The organism is Halobaculum magnesiiphilum, assembly GCF_019823105.1.
GTDB classification, from domain to species: domain Archaea; phylum Halobacteriota; class Halobacteria; order Halobacteriales; family Haloferacaceae; genus Halobaculum; species Halobaculum magnesiiphilum.
On the sequence record NZ_CP081958.1, the window covers coordinates 412,691 to 436,498 of the forward strand.

Consider the following 23,808-nt stretch of genomic DNA (forward strand, 5'->3'; position numbering starts at 1 on the left):
CATCGCACGTCGCGTGGGTGGCACGCGAGCGTACATCGACCCTTCCCATTCCCGCTCTCGCGGAATGGTGCATCGATCGTGTGTACCAGTTCATCTCCCCGTGCCACACTTAAGGGGCACGGTTCGAATCGCGGTACGAGAGTGACCTACAGGGAATCGAACCCTGTCGAGGTACCAACGAGGTCTGAAGGCGAGCCCCGATAGTTCGAAGGTGTCTGGTCGCATCCACGAGTGCCACGAAGACCTCTAGGTGGGCCAGGCGCGTCGGCCTGGTCCCGTTCTGTGGAGGTGATCCAGCCGCAGATTCCCCTACGGCTACCTTGTTACGACTTAAGCCCCCTTGCGAAGCCCAGATTCGACCTGGCAACCCAGGCCTCATCCGGACCTCACTCGGGTGCTTTGACGGGCGGTGTGTGCAAGGAGCAGGGACGTATTCACCGCGCGCTTGTGACACGCGATTACTACCGAATCCAGCTTCATGTGGGCGAGTTTCAGCCCACAATCCGAACTACGACCAGGTTTCTGAGATTACCGTCCCCTCTCGGGGTAGGAACCCATTGTCCTGACCATTGTAGCCCGCGTGTAGCCCAGCCCATTCGGGGCATACTGACCTACCGTTGCCCGTTCCTTCCTCCGCCTTGGCGGCGGCAGTCTCCCTAATGTACCCAACGACCTCAAGGGTCTTGCTGGCAATTAGGGACGCGGGTCTCGCTCGTTGCCTGACTTAACAGGACGCCTCACGGTACGAGCTGACGGCGGCCATGCACCTCCTCTCTGTAGGTCTTCCAAGCTCATCACACTGGGATTCATTCCTACAGTCGGGGCTGGTGAGATGTCCGGCGTTGAGTCCAATTAAACCGCAGGCTCCTCCGGTTGTAGTGCTCCCCCGCCAATTCCTTTAAGTTTCATCCTTGCGGACGTACTTCCCAGGCGGTTCGCTTCTCGGCTTCCCTACGGCACAACACAGACTCGTAGTCTGCGTCGCACCTAGCGAACATCGTTTACAGCTGGGACTACCCGGGTATCTAATCCGGTTCGAGACCCCAGCTTTCGTTCCTGACCGTCGGATCAGTTCTCTCAAGGTGCTTTCGCCATCGGTGGTCCGTCCAGGATTACGGGATTTCACTCCTACCCCGGACGTACCCCTTGAGTCTCCCTGTCCCAAGCCGAGCAGTTTTCGCCGGACGCCTACCAGTTGAGCTGGTAGATTTCCCGACGAACTTGCCCGGCCGGCTACGAACGCTTTAGGCCCAATAAGATCGGTCATCACTCGAGCTGCCGGTATTACCGCGGCGGCTGGCACCGGTCTTGCCCAGCTCTTATTCGTGCACCGCCTTAGGGTGCACAAAAGCGAAGGCACTATGCCTCCGCACTCGGAGTCCCCCTATCGCACTGTCGTGCAGTGTAAAGGTTTCGCGCCTGCTGCGCCCCGTAGGGCCCGGAATCTTGTCTCAGATTCCGTCTCCGGGTTCTTGCTCTCACAACCCGTACCGATTATCGGCACGGTGGGCCGTTACCCCACCGTCTACCTAATCGGCCGCAGCCTCATCCTACAGCGCCGGAGCGTTTCCGGTCCCGGCTGTTCAAAGCATGGGACCGTATTCGCTATTGACCTCAGTTTCCCGAGGATATCGCGATCTGTAGGGCAGATTGGCCACGTGTTACTGAGCTTTCCGCCACGGGTCTAACCCCGTGCGACTAGCATGGCTAAATCGGACTCCGATAGCAATGACCTCCGGCAGGATCAACCGGAATGTTCCTCCCCGCGAGGGGAGGGGGTGGCGGGTCATATCGTGGCGACATCGTGGAACCGACCAGATGTCACCGAACTATCGGGGCTCACATCAGATACCGTCTTGCGGCGGACCGCAGGGGCGGAATCCTCATAGCGTGACGCCGCGCCGACCGCGGCGCGCTTCACATCACATCGAATGGCAGTGGTACGTATAAGCCCGTCGTCTCGCGGTCGGCGAGGTACTGCACCACGTGGGTACGGATATCACGCCACCGCCCCGACGGTGTGCGGTTTCGGCGAGGTACTCGTCACAAACTATTCAACTCGATGAACGAACCACTGACTCGTGGCCCTCCGAACGCATCTCGCGTCCCTCCGTCGCGACCTCCAAACCGCACTCGCACGAAGACTCTTCGTCGACCGGCGAGCGCTCGTCGCCCTCCGGGTCGCGCTGGGGACGCTGTTGCTCACGGACCTCCTGTTGCGCGCACGGTCGCTGGCGTTCTTCTACACGGATTCGGGAGCGCTTCCGCGTTCGGCGCTGTTGGCAAGATACCCGATCACGGCGAACGTCTCGGTGTACACCCTGTTCGGGGGCGAATGGTGGGTCGGGCTCCTGTTCGTCGCCGCCGGGATCGCCGCGCTGGCGCTGGCGCTCGGCTACCGGACCAAGGCGGCCGCGATCTGTTCGCTGATCCTCCTCGTCTCGCTTCACGCGCGGAACCCGCTCGTGTTGAACGGCGGCGACTCGCTGCTTCGACGGACGCTTCTGTGGTGTCTCTTCCTCCCGCTCGGATCCGGGCTGCTGCTCGGTGATCGAACGCGATGCCGACACCCGGCGGCTATCGGCCTGTTGGTGCAGCCGGTGGTCCTGTACGTGATCAACGCGGTGATCAAGCTCAGGGGGGATGCGTGGCCGAGCGGGCGGGCGGTACCGATGGTGTTCAGCATCGACTCGCTGACCGTCCTGCTCGGGGATCGGCTCGCGGCGTACCCGGATCTGCTTTCGGGACTTGGGTTCGCGTGGATCGTGCTGTTGTGCTGTTCCCCGCTGCTCGTCGTCGCCACCGGTCGAAGACGAACGGCCCTCGTCGGCGCGTTCGCGTCCGCGCACGCGGGGATGGCGCTCACGCTCGGCGTCGGGCTGTTCCCGTTCGTCAGCCTGGCGGCGTTGCTCCCGTACCTCCCTCCGAGAGTGTGGGACACGGTCGAGAAGCGATGGAACCGAACCGTCCGGACGATCGCGGCGACACCGGCGGGCCGGACGCTCCGGATGGCACGTTCACTCGGTGCCAGCGTTCGGTCGGGGTCCGTGGAGATCGGGGCGGCTCCGGCTGCGTTGCGCGGGGTTCTCCCGAGCCGGATCCCGGCGGATGGTGACCGCCGTGGACCCATCACGTCCCGGCTCGTCGATCGCGAGCGGCTCGCGGCCGCCGCCAGGAGTACGGGCCGCGGTGTCGCGACGGTGTTGTTGCTCGTCGTCGTGGTCTGGAACGCCGCCGCGTTGGGGTACGTCGACGTCCCCGAGACGGACGCGGTCGAGGTGACCCCCCGAGAAACGAGGTGGGACATGTTCGCGCCGTCGCCACCGATCGAGGACGTGTGGTACGTCGCCGTCGGCACGACGGGATCCGGCGAGACGGTGGACGTGATCCACGGGGGCGATCCGAACCTGCGGCCGTCGGAACGACCGAAGGGCGCCTATCCCAGCGCGCGCTGGCGGAAGTACCTGGAGGTCGTCCGCTGGAGCGACGACGACGCGCTTCGGGAACGGTTCGCGTCGGCGCTGTGTACGCGGTGGAACGCGAACCACCGGACACACGTCGAGGCGATCAACGTCCACGTGCTGTCGCAGCCGACCCGATTGAACGGGACTGAGCCGATCCGTGAGTCGCGCGTTCGAACGCACGCGTGTTGATTCGAACCAGAGATAACAGTTGACGGGCGTAGCTGCGGGATGCAGGAGTCAGAGCCGTCAAGCCGGAAGGTTTGAGGTCGGCTCGACCGGGATGACGGTCCAGGGGGAGCACTCGAAAACCGGTGTCGCCGGCGGCGAGGAACCGAACCGGCTCGCGGAGCGTCTCAGGTGTCGACGAGGCCGGCGTCGCGGAGGATCCGTTCGATGTCGAGCGAGACGCCGTCGAGGGGGAGTTCCGACTCGGCGATGGCGTCCCGGACCTGTTCGACGGTGAGCGCCTCCGAGAGCTCGTAGGTGTTGTACTGGCCGCCGCGGAGGCCCTCGTTGTTCTGATACGAGTGGAGGAACCCGAGCATGTCGAGTCGGGTGAGGTGGTTGTACATCCCCCGTTGACTCAGCGGGTCGTCGCCCGCGGCCTGCGCGAGTCGGCGGTAGGCGGCGTGGATCGCCTTCGTCCGCACCGGCGTGCGACCGTCGGCGTCGAGGCGCGCGACCGCCGAGAGGATGAGCTGCTTGTGTTGGTCCTGGTCGGCGACGGACTCGACCATGTCGCCGTAGTCGAGTTCCTCCTTGGCCGCGTAGACATCGTCCGGCTCGATTGGGACGTGCCCCTCGTTTTCCGCCTGTTCGGCGGCCTGTTTGAGCAGGTCCATCGCGCGGCGGGCGCTGCCCGAGGAGTTCCGGACCGCGAGCGCGGCACACAGCGAGAGCACCTCCTTCCCGTAGGTGTCGGGGTGAAGCGCCCGCTCGGCGCGCGCCTCGATGATCTCCTCCAGCTCGGCGGCGGTGTAGGCGGGGAACTTGATCTCCGTCTCACACAGCGTATCGCGGACCTTCGGCGAGAGGTTCGAGCGGAACGTGTAGTCGTTGGAGATCCCGATGAGCCCGATCCGTGTGTTCTCTACGTACCCGATGTCACGCGCACGCGGGAGGTCGTACAACAGCGTGTCCGACTCGCCGACGCGGTCGACCTCGTCGAGGACGATGAGGACGGTGCCGCCGATGGCGTCGAGCTCGTCGTACAGCATCTCGTACACCTCGCGCGCGGCGTACCCGGTCGAGGAGACGGTCTCGCCGTCGCGGAGCTCGTTCACCAGCGCGATGGCGACTTGATACGAGGAGGCGGTCCCGTCGGCCGGCGCGAGGTTCTGGCAGTTGACGCGAACGTAGGTGAACCCCCGCTCGTCGCCGGGCGCGTCGGCGTTTCGCGAGTCGATGTCGGCATCGAGCTCCTGGAGGAGGTACTTCGTCGCCGCCGTCTTCCCGACGCCGGTGTCTCCGTAGAGAAAGGCGTTTCTCGGAGGTCTCCCCTTGTAGACGGGTTTCAGGGCGTTCACGTAGTCCTGCATCACGTCGTCACGGCAGAGAATCTCCGCCGGGGTGTGCTCCTCTGTGAAGAGATCCGCGTTGCGGATGATCTCCACGTCGTCCTCGAATATCGAACTCGACCCCATGTCGCACCAGCCTCTGCGGCCACCCGAGTGATAAGGGTGTGGAAGTTCGAGTGCTTTCGCGTGCTTTCGAGTGTTACACCGGGGGGTTGCGAGTGCTCTGCGAGTGACTGCGGGTGACTGCGAGTGTTGCGCCCGGAGACACCGGAATCAGCACCGGTTTTCGAGTGCTCCGGCGATTAGAGAACACCGGCGGTTCGAGTGCTCCGGCAACGCGCAGCCCTGTCCGGCGACGGGCGATCGGCGTCGATTCGTGCGATCCACTCCGATGACGTGTGAACGCGGGGGGAACACACCGAGAACACACACCGGTTTTCGAGTGCTTTCGGGTCGGCGCCGCGGCGGCGTGACGGATCTCTCGCCACCCGGCCGGCGCGACACCGGATTTCATGTGCTTATCGCACTCGAACAATCCGACTGCGTAGTGGATCCGTCCAGGATCGGGGTCTCAGACCGCATCCGTGAGAGTGCGGGGATCGAACGCACCGTGAGGTGACGGCGGATCCGCGACAGTCGTCGGTCCGCCCCGTCGACCTCCCTCACACCGGATTTCGAGTGCTTGTGTGAACGAACGTTGGCTTGACCCCGACGAGGTCGCTCCGTTCGAAGTCCGGTATATAAATGGCCGAGTCCTGTTGCTTCGAGATCATAAGTCGGTGCCGGAGTGCACCGAATTTCCGGCGTACGCTCGGTACCGTCTTCTTCTTCTAGCTAGGATCGATACCGATATATTATACGCGAGAGCGTCCCGCCTCGACCCCACCCCGCTCCCTCGTCGGAAAAGCACACGAAAACTGGTGTCAGAGGGTGGCCGACTCGACCACACCACTTTGCAAGTGCTTCACAGGCGGGGGCCGGGCGACCGAGTCGTCGGCGTACCGACCGTCCGCATCGACGACGGTACGTCCACGGTCACACACCGTCTCGTCGACCCCTCCTCACACCGAGTTTCGAGTGCTTCCGGCGGGGTCATCCGCCACGAGAACCACCCGCCGCGATACCGTCGAGTCACGAGGGAGTTCGACCGATCAGGACCGTCCGAACGGGTTCCGAGGATCCTCCCCCCTCAGAGAAGCGTACCGAAGCGACTGACGCGACCGGCTCGATCACTCGTCGTCCTCGAAGGGCGAACGGGCCCCGTCGGGGGTGTGCTCGGGCAGGGAGATCACGTTCCCGCGACCGATCGTCGTCTTCTCGATGGCGCCGGCGTCGTCCATCCGCGACAGCGTCCGACTCACCTTCGATTTCGACCATCCGGTGCGCTCGACGATCTCCGACTGCTTGAGGCGGCCGCCGTTCGCCGCCAACACTGACTCCACCTCCTCCTCGGGAGTGAGCGCCCGCGGGTCGTGTACGGCGGCGGTTCGATCCGCACCGCCGGCGTCATCCGAGTCCGCCCCGTCCCCCGATTCGGCGCTGCCGTCGGCGGCAGCACCCGGGTCGGTACGCTGCCCATCGTCGCCGTCGTGTTCGTCGGCGACCGCGTGTCCCCCGTCGGCCTCCGTCGCGTTCGTGGGCGACGAATCGGGATCGACCGCGGCCGCACGCGCGGCCGCCGCCGCCGAGCGCAGCCGTCGACCGGCGTCCCGGATCGTTCGAACCGCGGCGTCGACGCGGGTCGTCGGAACCGCCGATCCGACCCGGTCGAGCGCCCGCGACGTTCGAACCGACTCGCGAACGCGGGCCGGGACGAGGGGGAGCCAGCGGTCGCGCACGAGCCACATGAGCACGATCGTGCCGAGCGCCGCCGCGACGACCGCGAACGACGTTCCGACCCCGACGACCCACGGCGCCACCGCGCCCTCGTCGACCTCCTGGGCGTCCGGAACGCCGTCGCCGTCGGTGTCCGCCGCGAGCGGGTCGGTCCCGTAGCGGTTCACCTCCTCGCCGTCAGCGAGGCCGTCGCCGTCGGTGTCGACCACGAGCGGGTCGGTCCCGTACTCGGACACCTCCGCCCCGTCGTGCAGCCCGTCGCCGTCGGTGTCGACCGCCGTCGGGTCCGTCCGGAGCTCGTGCATCTCGCGGCCGTCGGACAGGCCGTCGCCGTCCGTGTCGGCGGAGTTGGGGTCCGTCCCGGTTCCGTGGATCTCGTGGGTGTCCGAGAGCCCGTCGTCGTCAGTGTCGGGGTCCGTCGGGTTCGTGTCGTGGTCGTTCACTTCCGCGCCGTCGACGAGCCCGTCGCCGTCCGTGTCGACCTCGGTCGGGTCCGTCTCGTGGACGCGCACCTCGCGGCCGTCCGAGAGCCCGTCACCGTCCGTGTCGACTTTGGTCGGGTTCGTCCCCGTTTCCTCGATCTCGCGGGCGTCGGAGAGCCCGTCCCCGTCCGTGTCGGTCGCCGTCGGGTCGGTCCGCGTCTCGTGTATCTCCGTCCCGTCGTCGAGGCCGTCGCCGTCGGTGTCGGCGACGAGCGGGTCGGTGTCGTAGGTGTCGAGCTCCAAGCCGTCGACCAGGCCGTCGTCGTCGGTGTCGGGGTCGTCGAAGTCGGTCCCTGCGGCGATCTCGCGACGGGTCGTCGCCCCGTCGCCGTCCGGATCGGCCTCCTTCCGGATCACGGAGACCTCGTGGGTCGCGTTCGCGGCGACTTCGGCATCGAGCGTGTCGGGAGTGATCACCGCCTCGATCGTTCGGCCGCCGGTCCCGCCGGCCGCCCACGAATCGACGCGGAAGGTGACCTCTGTGGTGGTGCCGCCCGAGAGGACGAGCGACTCGCAGGCGATCTCGCGGACGCTCCCGTCGTCGCCGCGGGACCGGAGGCACGCCTCGTAGTAGCCCTCGCCGTCTCCCTGGCCCGTTTCGAGCAACAGCGTGAACCGGGCGGGCTCGTCGTACCACAGGTACGCGGTTCCGTCGCGTTCGAGTACCACGTCGCCGTCAGCGAAGCCGCTCTCGGTGATCGCGACCTCCCCCGCCGGACGCGCGTCGGCCGCTCCGGCGCCGGTGACCGCGGCCGCTCCCCCGCCGGCGAACGTGGCGGCGCCGACGAGTGTGCCGCCCAGGACCGCGACCACGATTACAACTGCAGCCAGCGCCGGGGTCACGGGGCCATCAGTTTGTCTCGCGCACATCCCCCTCGTTGCGGGCTTCTCCGGGAGGGGCTTAACGCTTTCTCGCCGCGTCTCACGGAATGAAACTGTCCGAAACGATCCGAAACAGTCCGCAACGGTCCGCTACCGTACCGTTTCGATCACTGTTACGTACGCTGGTTATTGAGTAACCTATCGGTATCCAATCATTCGATCTTCGGCTCCTTACCGTCGCCGGCTCCTGACGACATCCAGGCCGTCCCCGGCCGACGACGGCTCGGCGACGATATCGAACAGCGACGCCATCGTGTCGATGGTTCGCCGGTCGTGTGCCGCCGGTTCGATGTGTGCGTGGGTCGATCCCCCGAGCGACGCCACGCGGGCCGTAACGGCGTTCACGAACCGGTACGCTTCCCGGGCGTCGACGTACTGCAACAGCGCCGTCAGCGACCCGAGACAACACACCGGTCCGCCCGATCCCCCGCCGGTGTCGCCGGCGGTCACGTCCATGTCGTCGAGCGCGTCGGTGACCCGCACGCCCACGTCGGTGAGGTTCGCGGGCCCGGACGCGGTGACGGTGACCACCCCCTTCTCACCCTCACGCTCGCCCGACTCGTCGCCGCCGACGGAGCACGGGGTCGAGTCGACCACGCGCACGTCGGCGCCGTCCCCAGCCGCGCGAACCCATTCCTCGGGCGGCGACAGCCCGCCCCGGGTGAACGCCACGCGAAGGAACCCGCTCGTCCCCGTCGCCGCGGCCGTCCCGTCGTGTGCCTCTCTCGAGCACGGGCAGTGGCCCCCGATGGCGGACGGTGCGGCGAGGACGAGCGTGTCGGCGTCCGACGAGCCCTCGACCGGGTGCGTCGGATCGTGTCCCGCTCGCGACGGCGTTCCTGACATGGCAACCGCTCCGATGGGAGGGGACAATAAAACCCCCAACGGTCGTTCCGGCCCGTTTCACCGGGTGTAGGCGTCCGTTCCACTTCGTTGCACGCGGCCGATCGGACCGGTCGAACGACGGGCCGGATCCGACCGTGCAACGGAGCGAAACGGTGTCGTTCCGGATCGTTGCAACACGGTAGCCCGAGCCTTGTAGCACGGGAGCCGGAGCGTTGTTGTACGGTATTCGGAGCCTCACAGCGCGACACTCCGACCGCACGACGCGTACGTTCAAGCACCCGGCGCCCCAGTCGGTAGCCATGCCGGAGGTGACCCTCGTCGACCGCGGGCGGGTCCGTGCGGACCGGGCGTACGTGGTCGACGGCGCGTCGATGGCCAGCGCGGCGGAACCGGAGCCGGAACACACCCGCGTCGAGTTCGTCGTCTGGAACGCCGTCGTCGAGGCCGACGGCCGGACGTACCTGTGGGACACGGGCGTCCCGACCGACGCCGCGGAGTACTGGCCCGACCCGCTGTACGGCGCCTTCGAGGCACACGACGCGAACGAGCACCCCCTGGAGGGCGATCTCGCGCACGCGGGGTACGACCTCGCCGACATCGACGCGGTGGTAATGAGCCATCTCCACCTCGATCACGCGGGCGAACTCGACGCGTTCGCGGGCACCGACACCCCGGTGTACGTCCACCGCGACGAACTCCAGTTCGCCTTCTACTCGGCACACACCGACGAGGGGTCGATCGCGTACCTCGCGTCCGACTTCGACGGCGACCTGAACTGGCGCGTGGTCCATCGCCACCGCCACACGCTCGCCGAGGGGTTCGAGCTGCTCCACCTTCCGGGGCACACCCCGGGGCTCCTCGGGGCCCGGATCGAGACCCCTGAGGGGACCCTCCTCGTCGCCGGCGACGAGTGTTACGTCGACGCCAACTACGCCGAGGGCGCGCCGCTGGGGCCGGGCCTGCTGTGGAGCGAGCGGGACTGGCGCGAGAGCTTGGAGACGCTCCGCGAGTTGGAGCGGCGAACCGACGCGGACGTGCTGTACGGCCACGACCTCGACCGGTTCGAGACGCTCGCGGCACGCTACTGACCGACCACGGCCGCGGTGTGAGACCGCCGCGCCGGCGGCGTTCGTCCCGTTCCGCTACCGGAGGATCCGGATGTCGCCGTCGACGACCACCCGAACCCGCCCGGCGGCAAGGTCGTACTCGACGGCCGGCTCGTCGCCGTCGACGACGTGTACGGTCCATCCGGCGGTGACGGCGAAGGCGTCGTACCCCAAGCTGTCGACGCCAGCGGCCGCCAGCGCCTCGCGGAAGGGAGCCCGATGGCTGACCATGCACGCCGCGGGTGAGATCCCGCCCTCGGAGCACACCTCACAGGTCACCTGGACCGTCGCGGACATGGTCGTGCCGCACTCGACACACGGGCCGTCGCTCGCGTCGTGCTCCGTGCACACCCGAATGCGTGACTCGGTTCGGCCGCCACAGCGCGGACAGCTCCCGTCGCCGAACGTCCGAGCACGGTGACAGAACCTGCCGTGAACGCGGTCCAGGAGCGCCTCCGGTGCCGCCTCGATCTCGTCGCCGACGGCGGCTCCCGGGACGGGTATCGAACTCAGCGTCCCCTCCGGCATGTAATCGAACCCGAGCGCGCCCCGGCAGTCCGTACACTGTCCCGAGACGTACCCGTACGTGTACGCCACGCACACCGGCGCTCCACACAGATAACACGACGCGCTGGTCGGTTCCGAAACGGCGTGTTCGGTGGGACCGACGGCACCGCTTTTCACCGTCCGGACCAGCTCCGTTCCGGGGTACAGGATGGCGTACCCCTCGGGCCGCTTCTCGACGAACTCGCCGAGCAGTTGGTTGAGGTGGTAGCTGAACTTCCCGCTGTCGGGCTCGCCGACCGCCTCGCGGAGCTCGGTGAACGGGACGGTGTACTCGGTGCGGTCGGCGACCGCGACTCGGTCGTGAAGCTCGCGGAGGATCGACAGCCGCGTGTCGTTGGCGACGACCGCGAACGAGTCCTCGGGCGACTGTCGGTCCGCCTGGGGGTCCGAGGACGGCTCCTCCTCGGCGACAGGTTCGGGCGACTCGCCGAGGGGGGCGTCGTCCGACATACGCTCGACTCGGCGGGCCGCGGCCATAAGCGTGGCTCCGGCCCGACGGGATGCGGCGATCGGCGGTCGCCCGGAACGTTCCGTAAAGCCTAACCGAAGACTCGGTTTACGGCCTGGCACATGAGTACCGCAACGGAGGACGTCGACCTCGTCGGCGAGGAGATCGCCGCCAACGTGGCGCGGGCCGCGCTGTTCGCGGCGTTGACCGGCGTGTTCGCGTACGTGTCGTTTCAGCTTCCGGTGACCTCGGTGCCGTTCACCCTGCAGGTGTTGGGCGTGTTCCTCGCCGGGGTGTTCCTCGGCCCCGTGTGGGGCGCCGCGTCGATGGTCATCTACGTCGTCGCGGGGGCGGTGGGCGCGCCGGTGTTCGCGTACGGGTCCGCCGGCCTCGGGTCGCTGTTCGGGCAGTGGGGCGGCTACCTGTGGTCGTACCCGTTCGCGGCCGCCGTCGTCGGCGCGGGCGTCCACGGCGCGGGCGACCTGGTCGACCCGGGGTCGGTCAGCATCGGTCGCCTCGTCGGGTCGATGACGGTCGGAACGCTCGTGATCTACGCGTTCGGAACTCTCGGCTACGCGGTCGTCGGCGACGTGACCCTCGTGACCGCGGTGCTGGCGGCGGCGGTTCCGTTCGTCCCCGCGGAGGCGATCAAGGCGGCGGCGACGGTGGCGATCGTCCGCAGCGACGCCGTCGTCGCCCGGTAGTCCCGAGCCGTGATCGAGGTTCACGACCTCACGCACCGCTACGGGAACGGCGAACGGACCGGCTCGCGCGACGCCGACGCGTCCGGCGCGGGCGACGACGCGTCCACCGGAGGCGACGACGCCGATGACGACGACAGCGGCAACGACGACAGCGACGCCGGCGCCGGAGCGACCGCCGTCCGCGACGTGTCGCTGCAGATTCCGGACGGCGAGTTCCTCGTGCTCGCGGGGGCCAACGGCTCCGGAAAGTCGACGCTCGTGCGGCACTTCAACGGCCTGCTCGACCCCGACGGGGGCGAGGTGCTCGTCGACGGTGACCCCGTCGGCGACGACCTCGTCGCCGCCCGGACACGCGTCGGGATGGTGTTCCAGGAGCCGCGTGACTGCTTCGTCGCCGCGACGGTCGCCCGCGACGTGGCGTTCGGCCCGGAGAACCTCGGCCTCCCCAGAGCGGAGATCGACGCCCGGGTCAAGCGCGCGCTGGCGGCGGTGAACTTGGCCGGCCGCGGCGACGAGCGCATCGACCGGCTCTCCGGCGGCGAACAGGAGCGTGCCGCCGTCGCCGGCGCGCTCGCGATGGAGCCGAGCCATCTCGTCCTCGACGAGCCGTTCACGGGGCTCGACGAGCCGGCCCGCGAGTCCGTCCTCGCGCACCTCGTCGAACTCAACCGCGACGGCACCGGGATCGTCCTCGTGACCCACGACCTGCGCGACGTGCTCGACCCGGCCGACCGGCTCGTCGTGCTCGACGACGGCGCGGTGGCGGTCGACGCGCCCCCGTCCGCGGCCGTCGAGGCGCTCGACGACCTCCCGGTCCGTCGACCGGACCCCCCCGCCCGTCTGCCCGAGCGATGCTGACCTACGAGCCGGGCGACTCGGTCGGCCACCGGCTCGACGCGCGCAGCAAGCTGCTCCTGCAGGCGACGTTCGCGGGGGCGGCGTTCGCCTACACCGACCCCGTGGGGTTGGCGGCGCTCACCGCGCTCGTGCTCGGGTTGCTGGCGCTTTCGGCGACGCCGCCCGGCGTCGTGTTCGCGGAGTACCGCGGCGTGCTCCCGTTTCTGGCGGCAGCCCCCGCGATCGAATCGCTACAGCTCACGGCGCCGTGGGTCGACCCTGCCGCGGCGGTCGGCCCGACGCTCGCGGCCTACCGGACGCTGCTGCTGCTCGCGCTGGTCGCGGCGTACGTCCGGACGACGCCCGTCCGCGAGTCGGAGGCCGCCGTCGGGCGCCTCGTGCCCGGCAAGCCGGGGCGGCTCCTCGGGCTGGGCGTCGGGCTCGTGTTCCGCTTCCTCCCGGTGTTGCAGGCAGACCTCGCCCGGACGCGCGAGGCGATGGCCGCCCGTCTCGGCGACGAGCGGTCGATCCGGGAACGGGTGCGGATCGTCGCGACCGCGGGGCTGAACCGGGCCCTCACGCGCACCGACCGGCTGGCCGTCGCGCTCCGCGCGCGGTGTCTCTCGTGGAACCCGACCCCGCCCGAGTCGACGTTCGGCCGCGACGACGCCGCGGCGCTGGCGCTCGCGCTCGCGCTCGCGGCGTCGGCCGCGTGGCCGGCGGTCGCGGCGGCGGCGTGGTAGCGCGCCGCTGTCTCGAAGCCATCGAGTCGGTGTGGTCACGGCGACGCAGTCCCGGCGATGTCGCGACCGCCACCGAACGACCCGGTCGCATGCCGACGCGCTTTTACCGGATCGAGAAGCAACCTCCGGACAACAATGAGTGAGCGCGAGGCTGAGGACTGGCTGATCCGCTACCTGGTCGTGATGGTCGTCGCCGCGACGGCGCTGTTGATGCTCATCTACGGGCTCGTGTTCGCGCCGAGCGTGGCGGTGACCGCCGGCGCGCTCGTCGCGCTCGCGGCCGTCTCCGCCGTCGTCGTCATGGACCTGCGGTCGTGGCGCACGGCCTGAGACGGCCCGCGCCGACCGCGTAAACGGCACCGATCGCGACCGTCACGTCACTCGCCGGCGCCGTCGAGTCGGATTACCTCTTCGTCCGAACGAGCGAGCAGCCACGCGAGCGCGACCCGCCTGCGGGTGAGGTCGTGGGCGACGGCGACCTCCTCGAACGCGGTGTCCGACACTCACGCCGGCCCGAGGTAGCCCCACGCCTGCAGTCGGTCGCCGTCGCCGTCGATCCACCGCTCGCCGATGTCGTCGCGGTAGTACATGTTCGGGATCACGATGTCGTCGATGCGGCCGTACGCCTGCTCGCGGGCGGCCCCCATCGTGTCCCCCTTGCCCGTCACGACGAGCGGCATCCCGCTGTCGCCGGCGACGCGCCACTGTCCGTCCACCCGCTTCGTGTCCTCCAGGTGGATGCCGTCGCGGTCCTCGATGTCGAACACGACGGCCGCGTTCCGTGAGTTCTCGTCGTAGGTCGTCTCGTCGTCGAACGGGAACGGCGGCAGGACGACGCGGACGCCGATCTGGTAGCCGTTGTGGACGTCCAGTTCGGGGTCGTAGCCGTGGGCGAGATCGAAGAAGAACTGTCCAGTCGGGGACTCGAACGACTCCTCCTGCAACGCGATCGTCGGGTAGCCGAACCGGGGGGTGAACTCCAGGGGGTAGATGCCGTTCTCGTTGACGATGCAGTTGATGTCGATACTTCCGACGTACCCCTCCTCGGCGAGCCAGTCCTCCAGCTTGCCGAGTGTCTCCTCGAACAGCTTGTTCTGGCCGGCCCAGAACATCGACGTTCCCATCTCGCCGGTCGAGGGGCCGATGTTCCCCGGGAACAGCTTCTTGTGCTCGAAATTGAAGTTGACGTGGTCGACGAACCCGTTGCCGTCGAAGAACCCGCAGATCGCGACCTCGACGCCCTCGACCTTCCGTTGGAGCTGAAACCCCTTCATCCGGTGGCCCCACGCCTTCTTGTAGGCACGGAGCACGTCGACCACGTCGCTGCCGTCGTCCTCGTTGCCGACGTAGAGGAGCCGTTTGACGTTCTGGACCTCCCCGAGCGGTTTGATCACGTACGGCGCCGGGTTCGCCTGGACGTGGCGGGCGGCCTCGTCGAAGTCGTGGAAGACGTGGTGTTCGATGGTGTCGACGCCGTGCTCCTCCAGGATCTCCATCGCGTACCCGCGGTCCTCCTCGAGACGGTCGGTTGAGGGCGTCCCCCCGACGACGGCCTTCCCCTCCTCGCGGAGTTCCCGGGCGAGTTCCCCCGTACCGATGTCGGAGCCGACCCAGATGTCGTCGAAGACGATCACGTCGGCCCACTCGACCTCCGCGCGCCAGTCGTCGGTCTTGGGGACGAACCCGTCGCCGATCTCCCCGTCGCGCTCCGCCTCGATGTAGTACCGGACGTCGTGACCCTCATCGTGGACTTGCCACGCGAGGTCGGTGATCAGCGCGGCGTCGGCGGAGACGAACAGGAAGTTGTGGCGGTCCATGCGGATACGACGGCGCGGACGGGATTATACCCGGCGACGATCCGGTCGCCGACGAGAGGCGGATCCGGCCGATCCACTCCCGTGTGACGGTACCGCATCCCGGACCGTTCCGAAGCCGAACACTTTTTGACTGACTGGCCAGTTAGTTAGGGCAGACGCGGCGACCGGTCCTCGCGGACCGCCACGGCACACCCGCCCGCCGCACCCCGAACCACCGATGAGTCAGGAGCAAGACACGCAGACGGAGTTCATGGAGGCGACGTACCGCGCGCTGTGTAGGCACGGGTACGCCGACCTCACCATGCAGGACATCGCCGACGAGACGGACAAGAGCAAGGCAGCCCTCCACTACCACTTCGACGGCAAGGACGACCTGTTCCGGGAGTTCCTCGCGTACCTCCACGAGGGGTTCGCGGAGAAGATCGCGGACCATCCGGACGGGTCCCCCGTGACGAAGCTGGTGGCGCTGGTTCGCCGCGTGCTTGACCCGGTGGACGACGAGTCCGACCAGCAGTTCAACACGGCGTTCATGGAGATCAAAGCGCAGGCGCCGTATCGCGACGGCTATCGCGAGATACTACGGCGCTTCGACGCCGATCTGCGCGCGGAGATCGCCGGTCTCGTTCGGGCGGCGATCGACGCCGGACAGTACGACGAGGAGACCGACCCCGAGGAGGTCGCGGAGCACGTCCTCACCTACATCCACGGGACGTGGACCCGCGCGGCCGCCATCGGCGCGGACGTGGTGACGATGCGCGAGCACCTGATCGACGACCTCCTCGACATGCTCGTCGAGGACGCGACCGTTCCCGTCAGTGCGGAGTCGCCCGATGCGCCGGCGCTGGCCGACGACGACGATGACGCACTCGACGAGGACGCGACCGACGGCACCGCCGCCGGCGACGCGGACATCGACGACGGTGCCGACGCTGACGCCGACGACGACGCCGACGACAGCGACGAGGTGTCGCGCGAATGAGCGCCCGCGACCGACTTTCGTCGGTGTTCAAGGGTCGAGACGAGTTCGACCTCACCGACGGCAGCATCGGGAAGCCGCTGTTTTACCTCTCGCTGCCCATCGTCGTCACCAACCTCCTCCAGACAGCGTACAACCTCGCGGACACTCTGTGGCTCGGCCGATACAGCACCGAGGCGCTGGCGGCGATCTCGTTCGCGTTCCCGATGGTGTTCCTCCTGTTCTCGCTGGGGATGGGGATCACCGTCGCGGGCTCGGTGCTCGTGGCCCAACACATCGGTGCGGGCGAGGAGGCGGAGGCGAAGTACGCCGCCTCGCAGACCGTCTCGTTCGCGGTGATCGTCTCGCTCGTGCTCGGCGGCGTCGGCTACTTCGTCGTCGGCGACCTGCTCGGGCTGCTCGGGGCGTCGCCCGACGTGCTCCCGCTCGCGACGGAGTACATGCGGGTCATCTCCTCGGGGCTGGTGTTCATGTTCGGCTTCTTCGTATTCACCGCGCTCATGCGCGGCTACGGCGACACGATCACGCCGATGCTGGTGATGCTGCTCACGGTGATCGTGAACATCGTCATCGACCCGTTCCTCATCTTCGGGTGGTGGATCTTCCCGGAACTCGGCGTCGAAGGCGCCGCCTACGCGACGATCTTCTCGCGGGCGCTCGCGTTCGTCGTCGGCATGGCGATCATGCTCCGTGGCACGCGTGGCGTGCAGATCACCCCCCGCGAGATGGTTCCCAACCTCTCGTACGCGAGGAAGATCGTCCGGATCGGCGTTCCCGCCTCGATCGAGGGGACCGGCCGGTCGCTGTCGGTGAACCTGATGCTCGTCATCGTCGGGCTGTTCCCGACGACCGTCGTCGCCGGGTACGGGATCGGCGTGCGCGTGTTCTCGGTCATCTTCCTCCCCGCCATCGCCGTCGCTCGCGGCGTGGAGACGATGACGGGGCAGAACATCGGCGCCGACAAGCCCGACCGCGCCGCGACGGCCGCCGGGATCGCCGCCAAGACGATGTTCGCGATACTCGGCACGCTCGGGATCGTGGTGATCCTCGGCGCCCGTCCCATCGCCGCGGTGTTCACCGACGATCCGGCCGTCGTCGCGGTGACCGCCGACTTCCTGCGGTGGGTCGCGCCGACGTTCGGGTTCATCGGCGTGATGCGCGCCTACACCGGGAGCTTCCGGGGCGCCGGCAAGACGATGACCGCCGCCGCCATCTCGATCCTGATGCTCGGGTTCATCCGCCTCCCGGTGGCGCTGGGGCTCGCGCGCCCGGACATCCTCGGGCTGCCGCTGCCCGCGTTCGACTCGACGGGGATCTGGATGTCCTTCGCCGTCTCGAACGCCGCCGGCGCCGTCATCGCGTACCTCTGGTACCGTCGCGGCACCTGGCGCGACGCCGACCCTCGCGGGGAGGTCCCCGTCGGCGACGAGGACGACGAGCCCTCCGACGCCGCCCTCTCGCCGACCGACGACTGACCGAGCACAACTGACGGCGCCTCCGCTCCCGTACGGTCCGTGGGTGTACCTACTCGGCTTCACGCTGTGCTGACAGGCGACGCCGTCGCGATCCGCGGGACGAGGCGTCGCGCACCCGCGTGCGCCCCGCGGCCGGATTCAGATGATGTCGGGCCTGGTCCCGGTATCGGATATGAACGTTCGCGTCGTCCCCCCGATAGGACACCGACCCCGTTCCGTACGACGGAGTCGAACCGGAGTCGAACGGACGGCCGGATCCCCGGCTCCGGGAGTCGACGGGCCGTTTTTGTCCGGCCGCGACGACGTTTCGGACGTGAGCACCGACCTCGACGACGGAGCCGTCGACGGAGACGATACCGTCCGCGTCTGGCTCGTGGAACGGACCTACGGCGACGACGAGTTGAACCTCGTTATCCTCGTGTACGCCGACGAGACCGGCGAGCGCTACTTCCGGAAGGAGCGCGCGTTGACGAGCTTCGACGACGAGCGCGAGACGCCCGTCTCGCTGGTCGTTCCCGCGGACGAGCTCGGAACGACCGACGAGGGCGATCGCGAGCGTTACGCCGCGGAGGCGACGAGAATGGCCGCCGCTCACGACCCGGACGATCACGTCTGAGTGCCGGCCGACCCGTCGGGCGGGAGGCGACCGCCCAGAGCCCGACGGACTCTTGCGCGCTCGCCGAGTATCCGTGTGCAATGAGCGACGACGGGCCCGACGCGACGGCGGTCGACGTTGATAACGCGTCAGACTGCGAGAACGCGTCAGACGGCGAGGAGGGTTCCGACGACGAGGGGAGGTCCGACGGCGACACGTTCGGCGTCGGCATCCACGTGACGAGCGAGGAGTTTCAGTTCGTCGTCCACGTCCCGTCGGCGATCGACTCGGGGTGGAACGATCCCGACGAGTTCCAGCGACTGATCGAGCAGGTGACGTGGGAGACGCTCGACCAGCAGGAGACGCTGCGGGCGGTCGCGCGGACGACCGACGAGGGGGAGACGGCGACGCTCGGCACGGTGACGATGCGACCCGACGGCGACGTGGTCGATCGCTCGCTCGCAGTACCGGGGGAATAATCGCCTGATTGCGGTGCAGCCCGCCGAGGGCGTCGAGCGTGCTCTCAGCCGTCGTCCAGCGCGTCCAGCGACGAGCCGATCGCGTCGACGCGGGCGGGGTCATAGCGGGTGAGGTCGTAGCGGTTCGCCGCGACGGTGTCGCCCCAGACGTCGAGCGCGCCGAGGGTGACGAGCCCCTGTAGCGCCGCGCCCAGCGTTCGGGGCGTCGTCTCCGGGTCGGGAATGCTCGCGTGGATCTGTTTCGACTGCGGATAGCTCATCTCCACCGCGGTCAGCCCGCGGCGCGCCTCGCGCCAGTGCTGCCGGAGGTATCCGAAGTTGGTCGGGTCGCTGCGACGGAGGTGGGAGATCAGTCGCTCGGTGATCGCCCGCTCCGCGTCGTCGGCTGCGGCCGGGAGCCGCCGCGAGAGCGCCGAGAGGGCGGCATCGGATCCGCCGTCGGCGTCGACAGCGCTGTCGGGGGCGGCCGCGGTCGTATGGAACTGCACGCCGGCGGACGCGGCCACGTCGACGAGCTCCGAGACGGTCGCGTCGACATCCGCGCCCTCTGGAACGAGCGCGCCGAGATCGTCGACGACGACCGTTCCGCCGGCGTCCAGCTCGTCGTCGAGGTCGGCCAACGCGGTGTGGAGGTATTCGACCGGATCGGGAAGCGGGGCCTCGACGGTGTCGACGACGACCCCGCCGCCGATCGGCCGACCGGCGGACGCCGGCGAGGTGGCGACCGCGTCGCCGCGGACCGTCTCGTCGACGCCGACGAGGTACGAACGAGAGGGCGAGGACGGCCCCGCCGCCTCGACGGCGTGGTGCCACTCGTCGACCGACCGGTCGGCGAGCAAGGCGAGATGAACCCCGCCGGCGGCGGCGGCCGCCCTCGCGAGCGACGCCCCGTCGGCGTGGATCGCGCCGACCGATCGCTCGAGTACCTCCCCGGACATAACAGTATCAACGGCACACGCACCAGACATAAATTTACTGGGACAGATATCGGAAGTGATGTCGCACACCGTCGAACTCGTCCACGTACACGGGCAATGAGCGAGGAGCATACCGCGGGCGAACGCGACCCGAACCGGCCGTTCGAGGCCGTGCAGAACGCCGCCGTCGAGCACGCGCTGACGGCCGGCGAGTCGCGTGACGCGCTGGCGCTCGTCGGCGCGCTCGAACCGGTCCGGGGGCGACGCTCCGACCGCGATTCGGGACTCGGTCGGCTTGGGGACGCCTCCGACCGCGATCGCGAACCCAAATCGGCGTCGCGAACCCGGACTGGCACGTCCTCGGACGCGCCGTCGATGACGCTTTCGGTGGTGCTGGGCGCGTGGAACGGGCTCCGTTCCGGACCGGAGAACGAACTCCCGGCCGCATCGCCGTCCGCGGCGGCGACCGAGCCACGTCCGTTCAACGCAGACGATGCCGGCGGTCCGCCGGCGGTAGTCGGCGCCGCCGTCGCCTGCGAGCGGTTCGACCTGTCGCCCTCGGACGCCGCGTCGCTCGCCGAATGCGGGACGGCATCGGTCCGGCGGCTGGTCGCCGAGCGCGGCGGATCGGACGGGGCGGTGAACGACCCCCCGAGCGAGCGGTGACCGGGGGGCGGCGACCGCGGAGACACCCGGCTTTATAACCCCGCGGTTTATAAAAGAACGCAGAGGAACGACGACGCATGACGGACCCGGCAGAATCCATCGAGATTCAGAACGTTGTAGCATCGACGGGGATCGGGCAGGAGCTCGACCTCGAAGCCCTGGCCGAGGACCTCCCGGGCGCGGACTTCAACCCGGACAACTTCCCCGGGCTGGTGTACCGAACGCAGGAGCCGAAGGCGGCCGCCCTCATCTTCCGCTCCGGGAAGATCGTCTGCACGGGCGCCAAGAGCATCGACGACGTGCACGAGGCCCTCGGGATCATCTTCGAGAAGCTCCGCGGGCTGAAGATCCCGGTCGAGGACGACCCGGACATCACCGTCCAGAACATCGTCTCCTCGGCCGACCTGGGCCACCAGCTCAACCTCAACGCCCTCGCGATCGGGCTCGGGCTGGAGGACGTGGAGTACGAGCCCGAGCAGTTCCCCGGCCTCGTCTACCGGATGGACGAGCCGGACGTGGTGATCCTCCTGTTCGGCTCGGGGAAGATCGTCATCACGGGCGGCAAACGCACCGACGACGCCGAGGAGGCGGTCGAGGAGATCGTCGACCGCATCGAGGCGCTCGGCCTCCTCGGGTAGGCCCCTCACCCTCTCCGGGTAGGCCCTCCCTCCCACGGTTCCCCGCGGCCACGGTAGCGACCGCCTACCGTTCGGTCCGCGACCCGATCGCCGTCCGAACGCCGTGTTGTCGGGGAAATAAGTATATACTCGGAGGGCACATGCCCCGACATAGTGGCTTCCCGACAGGGCGCCGCCGACGCTCCAACGGCGTCGGCGCACACCGGTCGCGGCGGCTCGTCCACGAACACCCGGGCACGCACCCGCTCGCCCGACACACCCGAACGGGCGCGTGACGTTTCCGCGCCGCCCGAACGCGACCCCGGACGGTACGCGCAGACGGACCACTTCCGACGCCGCCTGCGCCAGCAGGGTCGGTACATCACCCTCCCAGTGGCAGGTGAGGCTATCAGGAACGGCCAGCTCCGGTGGAACACCTCCGACGGCTGGCGGTTCGCGCTCGTGCGCGACGGCGTTCGCTACGTGATCGTCGTCGGCGACACGGAGACCCCCTCGCCGGTGCTGGTCACCGGCTGGACGGAGATCGCCGACTGGGACGCGGCGACGGCGTCCGACCGCTGGGACGAGGCCGACATCAACACGATCCAGCTGCGCGCGGACCTCTCGGAACACAAGGAGCGGCAGATCCCCGGGCGGATCCGGCCGCGCGTCGTCACCCGTCCGTTCACGGTCGGCGGCCACCGCGTCCGCACCGGCGCCGGCGACGGGCACGTCGACTGCGTCGACTGCGGCGCGCGGTTCCGCTCGAAGCGCGAGCTGTGCGAGCTTCCCTGCGGCGCGCGCTGACCGCGGGGGACACCGCTTCTCGGCGTCCGCCGGAGCCGGCCGCCGAGCGCGGTTCCTTTACGCGCCGGCGACGTACCGCGAGCAATGACTGACGACGGCGACGAGCCGCCCGTGGGCGGTGGCGTCGACGAGGACGGCGACGGCGTCAACGTGAACGACGACGACGGCGTCGGCACGGACGACGACATCGTCAACGAGGGCGTCGCCGACGAGACCCCCGCCGACCTCACGATCGACGGCTTCTACGACGCCGTCGAGGCGGCGGGACGCCCGGTGCTCACCGCCTCGGGGGTCGCACGCGAGACCGACCGCACGCAGGCGGCGGCGCGCGACCACCTCGACGCGCTCGCCGCGGAGGGGTCCGTCGAGCGCGTCGACGTGGAGGCGGACCCGGTGGTGTACTACCCGAGCAGCTGGGGCGACCTCGCCGAGCGCGAGCGGGTGGTGATGTTCCCGACGCGCCGGCAGATCGTGGTGGACCAGCCGACGCAGTACACCCGCGCGATGCTCGCGGACTTCGCCCACCTCGTCGACTCGACCGGGACCGAACCCGGCACCCGCGGCTACCTCTATGAGATCCGCCAGGAGGACATCTGGGCGGCGCCGTTCGAGGAGTTCGCCGAGTTGCTCGCGCGGATGCGGTCGGTGCTGCCGCGGCGCTCGCCGCATCTGGAGGAATGGGCGGAAAACCAGTGGAAGCGCGCGCGGCAGTTCCGCCTTCGCACCCACGAGGACGGCTACGTGATCCTCGAGGCCGACCGCGAGGAGCTGATGGGCAACGTCGCCCGCCAGAAGCTCGACGGGTCGGCGCTGCAGGCGGAGCTTTCGGACACCGAGTCGTGGGTGAACGACGAAGAGATCGGCCACGTGAAGCGCGTCCTCTACGAGGCGGGCTACCCCGTCATCGACGAGCGCGACCTCGAATCGGGCGACCCCCTCGACGTGACGCTGGAGGCGGACCTCCGCGCGTACCAGACGGACTGGGTCGACCGCTTCACCGAGCAGCGCGCGGGCGTGTTCGTCGCGCCGCCGGGGTCGGGCAAGACCGTCGCCGCGTTGGGCGCCCTGGAGGCGGTCGGCGGCGAGACGCTGATCCTCGTCCCCTCCCGGGAACTCGCCGGACAGTGGCGTTCCGAGATCCTCGCCCACACCGACCTCGAGGACGCCGATATCGGCGAGTACCACGGCGGCGAAAAGGAGATCGCGCCGGTGACGATCGCCACCTATCAGACCGCCGGGATGGACCGGCACCGCTCGCTGTTCGACTCCCGCGAGTGGGGGCTGATCGTCTACGACGAGTGCCACCACATCCCCAGCCCGGTGTTCAAACGCTCCGCCGACCTCCAGAGCAAACATCGCCTCGGCCTGTCCGCGACCCCGATACGGGAGGACGACAACGAGGAGGAGATATTCACGCTCATCGGGCCGCCCATCGGCACCGACTGGGGCGCGCTGTTCGACGCCGGGTTCGTTCAAGAGCCGGAAGTCGAGATCCGGTACGTCCCGTGGCGCGACGACGAGGCCGAAAACGAGTGGGCCAGCGCCGACGGCCGCCAGCGCCACATGGCCGCCGCACGAAACCCCGCGAAGGCCGACGAGGTGCGTCGCCTGCGCGAGCGTCACGGCGACGCGAAGGCGCTCGTGTTCGTCGACTACCTCGATCAGGGCGAGGCGCTCGCGGCCGAGTTGGGCGTCCCGTTCGTCTCCGGGGAGACGCGCCACCACGTCCGACAGCGTCTGTTCGAGGAGTTCCGGCAGGGCGAGCGCCGGACGCTCGTCGTTTCGCGGATCGCCGACGAGGGGATCGACCTCCCGAACGCGGAGCTGGCGGTCGTCGCGTCCGGGCTCGGGGGGAGTCGCCGACAGGGCGCACAGCGTGCAGGGCGGACGATGCGTCCCGCGGGATCGGCGCTCGTGTACGTGCTCGCGACCCGGGGGACCAGCGAGGAGGACTTCGCACAGCGGCAGATGAACCACCTCGCGGAGAAGGGGATCCGCGTCCACGAGCGGACCGTCGAGTAGCCGAC

General features: G+C 68.7%; 21 protein-coding genes and 1 rRNA gene. 14 read left to right on the forward strand and 8 right to left on the reverse strand.

Going from position 1 to position 23,808, the window contains the following annotated elements:
* Window positions 1-283: 283 nt before the first annotated feature.
* Window positions 284-1,755 (reverse strand): 16S ribosomal RNA (locus K6T50_RS02210).
* Between the two features lie 326 nt (window positions 1,756-2,081).
* Between K6T50_RS02210 and K6T50_RS02215 the strand changes: the two genes are divergently transcribed.
* Complete coding sequence (locus K6T50_RS02215) at window positions 2,082-3,653, forward strand: HTTM domain-containing protein (RefSeq protein WP_222607807.1); 1,572 nt, start codon at window positions 2,082-2,084, stop codon at window positions 3,651-3,653.
* A 164-nt stretch (window positions 3,654-3,817) separates the two neighbouring features.
* Here the strand turns inward: K6T50_RS02215 and K6T50_RS02220 are convergent, their stop codons facing one another.
* From K6T50_RS02220 to K6T50_RS02230, 3 genes are all read right to left on the reverse strand, one after another.
* The gene (locus K6T50_RS02220) at window positions 3,818-5,107 is read right to left on the reverse strand and encodes a Cdc6/Cdc18 family protein (protein WP_222607808.1); all 1,290 of its coding nucleotides are present in this window, start codon (window positions 5,105-5,107) and stop codon (window positions 3,818-3,820) included.
* 1,103 nt (window positions 5,108-6,210) lie between these two features.
* Window positions 6,211-8,169 (reverse strand): helix-turn-helix transcriptional regulator, encoded by a 1,959-nt coding sequence (locus K6T50_RS02225; protein WP_222607809.1) that lies wholly within the window; start codon window positions 8,167-8,169, stop codon window positions 6,211-6,213.
* 183 nt (window positions 8,170-8,352) lie between these two features.
* Window positions 8,353-9,027, reverse strand: coding sequence for a DUF7504 family protein (locus K6T50_RS02230; RefSeq protein WP_222607810.1), 675 nt, complete (start codon window positions 9,025-9,027; stop codon window positions 8,353-8,355).
* A gap of 299 nt (window positions 9,028-9,326) precedes the next feature.
* Between K6T50_RS02230 and K6T50_RS02235 the strand changes: the two genes are divergently transcribed.
* Window positions 9,327-10,115: an N-acyl homoserine lactonase family protein gene (locus tag K6T50_RS02235; protein WP_222607811.1), complete on the forward strand. Its 789-nt coding sequence runs from the start codon at window positions 9,327-9,329 to the stop codon at window positions 10,113-10,115.
* Window positions 10,116-10,169: 54 nt separating this feature from the next.
* On the opposite strand, the gene K6T50_RS02240 is transcribed toward K6T50_RS02235, so the two are convergent.
* A complete protein-coding gene (locus tag K6T50_RS02240; RefSeq protein ID WP_222607812.1) occupies window positions 10,170-11,150 on the reverse strand; it encodes a winged helix-turn-helix domain-containing protein in 981 nt (326 codons plus the stop codon).
* Window positions 11,151-11,270: 120 nt separating this feature from the next.
* On the opposite strand from K6T50_RS02240, the gene K6T50_RS02245 reads away from it, so the two are divergent.
* The 4 genes from K6T50_RS02245 to K6T50_RS02260 all read left to right on the forward strand — a co-directional run bounded on the left by K6T50_RS02245 (window position 11,271) and on the right by K6T50_RS02260 (window position 13,762).
* Complete coding sequence (locus K6T50_RS02245) at window positions 11,271-11,852, forward strand: biotin transporter BioY (protein ID WP_222607813.1); 582 nt, start codon at window positions 11,271-11,273, stop codon at window positions 11,850-11,852.
* A gap of 9 nt (window positions 11,853-11,861) precedes the next feature.
* Window positions 11,862-12,710 (forward strand): energy-coupling factor ABC transporter ATP-binding protein, encoded by an 849-nt coding sequence (locus tag K6T50_RS02250; protein ID WP_222607814.1) that lies wholly within the window; start codon window positions 11,862-11,864, stop codon window positions 12,708-12,710.
* Window positions 12,704-13,432, forward strand: a complete 729-nt coding sequence (locus K6T50_RS02255) for an energy-coupling factor transporter transmembrane component T family protein (protein WP_222607815.1) — start codon at window positions 12,704-12,706, stop codon at window positions 13,430-13,432. The genes K6T50_RS02250 and K6T50_RS02255 overlap by 7 nt, the downstream gene beginning before the upstream one ends.
* Window positions 13,433-13,567: 135 nt before the next feature.
* Window positions 13,568-13,762 (forward strand): hypothetical protein, encoded by a 195-nt coding sequence (locus K6T50_RS02260; protein WP_222607816.1) that lies wholly within the window; start codon window positions 13,568-13,570, stop codon window positions 13,760-13,762.
* Between the two features lie 47 nt (window positions 13,763-13,809).
* On the opposite strand, the gene K6T50_RS19105 is transcribed toward K6T50_RS02260, so the two are convergent.
* Entirely contained in the window at window positions 13,810-13,935 is a 126-nt protein-coding gene (locus K6T50_RS19105; RefSeq protein WP_275673109.1) for a hypothetical protein, read from the reverse strand.
* On the reverse strand, window positions 13,936-15,249 hold the full coding sequence (locus tag K6T50_RS02265; RefSeq protein ID WP_222607817.1) for a phosphoribosylamine--glycine ligase: 1,314 nt from the start codon (window positions 15,247-15,249) through the stop codon (window positions 13,936-13,938).
* Between the two features lie 217 nt (window positions 15,250-15,466).
* Between K6T50_RS02265 and K6T50_RS02270 the strand changes: the two genes are divergently transcribed.
* The 4 genes from K6T50_RS02270 to K6T50_RS02285 all read left to right on the forward strand — a co-directional run bounded on the left by K6T50_RS02270 (window position 15,467) and on the right by K6T50_RS02285 (window position 18,774).
* On the forward strand, window positions 15,467-16,228 hold the full coding sequence (locus K6T50_RS02270; RefSeq protein ID WP_222607818.1) for a TetR/AcrR family transcriptional regulator: 762 nt from the start codon (window positions 15,467-15,469) through the stop codon (window positions 16,226-16,228).
* On the forward strand, window positions 16,225-17,700 hold the full coding sequence (locus tag K6T50_RS02275) for an MATE family efflux transporter (RefSeq protein ID WP_222607819.1): 1,476 nt from the start codon (window positions 16,225-16,227) through the stop codon (window positions 17,698-17,700). The genes K6T50_RS02270 and K6T50_RS02275 overlap by 4 nt, the downstream gene beginning before the upstream one ends.
* Window positions 17,701-18,013: 313 nt before the next feature.
* Entirely contained in the window at window positions 18,014-18,316 is a 303-nt protein-coding gene (locus K6T50_RS02280; RefSeq protein WP_222607820.1) for a DUF7967 family protein, read from the forward strand.
* A gap of 80 nt (window positions 18,317-18,396) precedes the next feature.
* Complete coding sequence (locus tag K6T50_RS02285) at window positions 18,397-18,774, forward strand: DUF8124 family protein (protein WP_222607821.1); 378 nt, start codon at window positions 18,397-18,399, stop codon at window positions 18,772-18,774.
* A 44-nt stretch (window positions 18,775-18,818) separates the two neighbouring features.
* Here K6T50_RS02285 and K6T50_RS02290 read toward each other — a convergent pair whose 3' ends face one another.
* A complete protein-coding gene (locus K6T50_RS02290; RefSeq protein ID WP_222607822.1) occupies window positions 18,819-19,712 on the reverse strand; it encodes a hypothetical protein in 894 nt (297 codons plus the stop codon).
* Between the two features lie 96 nt (window positions 19,713-19,808).
* Between K6T50_RS02290 and K6T50_RS02295 the strand changes: the two genes are divergently transcribed.
* From K6T50_RS02295 to K6T50_RS02310, 4 genes are all read left to right on the forward strand, one after another.
* The gene (locus K6T50_RS02295; protein ID WP_222607823.1) at window positions 19,809-20,357 is read left to right on the forward strand and encodes a hypothetical protein; all 549 of its coding nucleotides are present in this window, start codon (window positions 19,809-19,811) and stop codon (window positions 20,355-20,357) included.
* 77 nt (window positions 20,358-20,434) lie between these two features.
* Complete coding sequence (locus K6T50_RS02300; protein ID WP_159668101.1) at window positions 20,435-20,995, forward strand: TATA-box-binding protein; 561 nt, start codon at window positions 20,435-20,437, stop codon at window positions 20,993-20,995.
* A 153-nt stretch (window positions 20,996-21,148) separates the two neighbouring features.
* Window positions 21,149-21,781 (forward strand): hypothetical protein, encoded by a 633-nt coding sequence (locus K6T50_RS02305; RefSeq protein WP_225935355.1) that lies wholly within the window; start codon window positions 21,149-21,151, stop codon window positions 21,779-21,781.
* Window positions 21,782-21,865: 84 nt separating this feature from the next.
* A complete protein-coding gene (locus tag K6T50_RS02310) occupies window positions 21,866-23,803 on the forward strand; it encodes a DEAD/DEAH box helicase (protein WP_222607824.1) in 1,938 nt (645 codons plus the stop codon).
* Window positions 23,804-23,808: the final 5 nt, after the last annotated feature.

Bases quoted from the DNA above. Each gene is read 5' to 3' on its own strand.
- K6T50_RS02285 (WP_222607821.1), top strand. From the start codon at position 18,397: ATGAGCGACGACGGGCCCGACGCGACGGCGGTCGACGTTGATAACGCG.
- K6T50_RS02255 (WP_222607815.1), top strand. From the start codon at position 12,704: ATGCTGACCTACGAGCCGGGCGACTCGGTCGGCCACCGGCTCGACGCG.
- K6T50_RS02245 (WP_222607813.1), top strand. From the start codon at position 11,271: ATGAGTACCGCAACGGAGGACGTCGACCTCGTCGGCGAGGAGATCGCC.
- K6T50_RS02235 (WP_222607811.1), top strand. From the start codon at position 9,327: ATGCCGGAGGTGACCCTCGTCGACCGCGGGCGGGTCCGTGCGGACCGG.
- K6T50_RS02240 (WP_222607812.1), bottom strand. From the start codon at position 11,150: ATGTCGGACGACGCCCCCCTCGGCGAGTCGCCCGAACCTGTCGCCGAG.
- K6T50_RS02220 (WP_222607808.1), bottom strand. From the start codon at position 5,107: ATGGGGTCGAGTTCGATATTCGAGGACGACGTGGAGATCATCCGCAAC.
- K6T50_RS02290 (WP_222607822.1), bottom strand. From the start codon at position 19,712: ATGTCCGGGGAGGTACTCGAGCGATCGGTCGGCGCGATCCACGCCGAC.
- K6T50_RS02295 (WP_222607823.1), top strand. From the start codon at position 19,809: ATGAGCGAGGAGCATACCGCGGGCGAACGCGACCCGAACCGGCCGTTC.
- K6T50_RS02300 (WP_159668101.1), top strand. From the start codon at position 20,435: ATGACGGACCCGGCAGAATCCATCGAGATTCAGAACGTTGTAGCATCG.
- K6T50_RS02260 (WP_222607816.1), top strand. From the start codon at position 13,568: ATGAGTGAGCGCGAGGCTGAGGACTGGCTGATCCGCTACCTGGTCGTG.
- K6T50_RS02225 (WP_222607809.1), bottom strand. From the start codon at position 8,169: ATGTGCGCGAGACAAACTGATGGCCCCGTGACCCCGGCGCTGGCTGCA.
- K6T50_RS02275 (WP_222607819.1), top strand. From the start codon at position 16,225: ATGAGCGCCCGCGACCGACTTTCGTCGGTGTTCAAGGGTCGAGACGAG.
- K6T50_RS02230 (WP_222607810.1), bottom strand. From the start codon at position 9,027: ATGTCAGGAACGCCGTCGCGAGCGGGACACGATCCGACGCACCCGGTC.
- K6T50_RS02270 (WP_222607818.1), top strand. From the start codon at position 15,467: ATGAGTCAGGAGCAAGACACGCAGACGGAGTTCATGGAGGCGACGTAC.
- K6T50_RS02310 (WP_222607824.1), top strand. From the start codon at position 21,866: ATGACTGACGACGGCGACGAGCCGCCCGTGGGCGGTGGCGTCGACGAG.
- K6T50_RS02265 (WP_222607817.1), bottom strand. From the start codon at position 15,249: ATGGACCGCCACAACTTCCTGTTCGTCTCCGCCGACGCCGCGCTGATC.